Origin of the sequence: Aetokthonos hydrillicola CCALA 1050, from assembly GCF_017591665.1 — a bacterium.
Classification (GTDB): domain Bacteria; phylum Cyanobacteriota; class Cyanobacteriia; order Cyanobacteriales; family Nostocaceae; genus Aetokthonos; species Aetokthonos hydrillicola.
The window spans coordinates 1-1748 of the sequence record NZ_JAAKGC010000354.1 but is presented as its reverse complement, the minus strand read 5'-3'; the positions used below and the strand labels follow the sequence as shown (position 1 = coordinate 1748).

The window sequence follows — 1748 nt, the reverse complement described above, 5'->3', positions numbered from 1 at the left end:
AATGGTTATGTGTCAGTGCATGTGAATGTGATTAATCCCCCTGACATGGCGAAAATTTTTGAGGTTTTTATGGAATTGAGTCTAGAGCAGAAAGCCGCAATGGCAAAGTTAGACCGAGAAACCTACTTTTCTTATTGTGGTAAATATGAGATTCAAACTGACAAAGTTATTCATTACGTTGAATTAAGCTCCAACCCTATTGTCAGCGGCATTCAAGAACGCTTTTTTAAATTTGTGGGTGACTCTTTAGAGTTGAGTGCGCCTTGGTCTCTAGAAAAAAGCGTGGAGCTGATAAACTGTTTAATCTGGGAAAGGGTTTTGTAAAGTTATCGAAGAATTGAGTGTACTACTGCGCTGTGTAGCCACCATCAATAGTTAACGACTGACCAGTCACGAATGAAGCTCCATCTGAGAAGAGCCAAAGCACAGCACTAGCAACTTCGTCCGGTTGACCCACACGTCCGATTGGATGTACTTCTGCCATCTGCGCTTTGGCTTCTTCTTTGCTGTCAGTGACCCGCTCAAGCATCTCGGTGTTAATAGCACCTGGACTCACAGCATTGATACGAATCCCAGACTTAGCGTACTCTAACGCTGCTGATTTGGTCAGCCCCAAGACAGCATGTTTGCTGGCTCCATAGAGACTTCCGTAAGGAGTGCCAACTAAACCGGAAGCTGAGGCATTGTTCACAATAACACCACCACCCTGCTTAAGCATCTGCGGGATTTGATACTTCATACATAGCCAGATGCTTTTTACATTACTGTTGTAGATATGGTCAAAGTCAGATTCCGTGTAATCTATCAGCGAACCGACCAACACATTCCCAGCATTATTGAATGCATAGTCGAGTCCGCCAAATATCTCGACTGTTGTGTCGATTAACCTTAAGACGTCTTCTCCCTTACTTACATCAGTCTTAACAAAAACGGCTTCCCCCCCTGTCTCATGAATGAGTTGAACGGTCTTGTTTCCTTCTTCCTCTCGACGACTAGCAACAATAACTTTTGCACCTTCTTTCCCAAGTGCCAGCGCTGTAGCTTTTCCAATGCCCGAACTCCCACCTGTCACAATAGAAACTTTTCCACTCAATGAATTCACGATACGTCTCCTTGAATAAGAATCTGTGGAAAACTAATTATACATTTTTGAATGCGGTAAGTAGATTACACTAAGTAGATCTCAGGATTTCAGCAATTTTTTGCTATCATGTAACAAAATGTAAATTTTTTATTTATCCCAAAGAAACGCTTATGGCTGCTTATGGTATATTGATACACGTGCGAAAGCAAGTTATCTGACGCGTTAATATTTCAGTGTATATTTGTAGAAGGGTAAATTAGGTCACAGTAAAACTTACATCTTTTAGTATCCGATTTAGTGCATAGTGTATAAATTATTACCAAATAGACTGGATGATTCATGAAATTTTGGAAGAATTGGAGAAGGTAGGTGATTCATTAACAAGTATTCTTGGTACTAAATTTGCTAAGTAAAGTAATAAATAAAGAAGATGAGCCTTAACAAATTAGGGGATCTATCGCAAGACGAAAAAAGACAGCTGCTAGTTGAACTGCTTCAAAAAAATAAAACCAGGATCAGGATTTTACCCCTCTCGTTCGCGCAACAAAGATTGTGGTTTCTCGATCAATTAATTGCCGACAATCCTGCTTACAACATACCAGAAGCACTCAAGCTAAGCGGTTCTCTAAACGTAAATGCTTTGGAACAAAGTCTGAAACAACTG

The 1748-nt window shown here is 40.4% G+C and carries 3 protein-coding genes; 2 read left to right on the top strand and 1 reads right to left on the bottom strand.

Annotated features, from left to right (window positions below; genetic code table 11):
- On the top strand, nucleotides 1-324 hold a 324-nt coding region (locus tag G4P69_RS37855), incomplete at its 5' end, for a lipocalin-like domain-containing protein (protein WP_208355059.1).
- 22 nt (nucleotides 325-346) lie between these two features.
- On the opposite strand, the gene G4P69_RS37850 is transcribed toward G4P69_RS37855, so the two are convergent.
- A complete protein-coding gene (locus tag G4P69_RS37850) occupies nucleotides 347-1102 on the bottom strand; it encodes an SDR family oxidoreductase (protein ID WP_208344734.1) in 756 nt (251 codons plus the stop codon).
- A 412-nt stretch (nucleotides 1103-1514) separates the two neighbouring features.
- Here G4P69_RS37850 and G4P69_RS37845 point away from each other — a divergent pair.
- Nucleotides 1515-1748: condensation domain-containing protein (locus tag G4P69_RS37845; RefSeq protein WP_243903190.1), on the top strand; the 234-nt coding region annotated here is incomplete at its 3' end.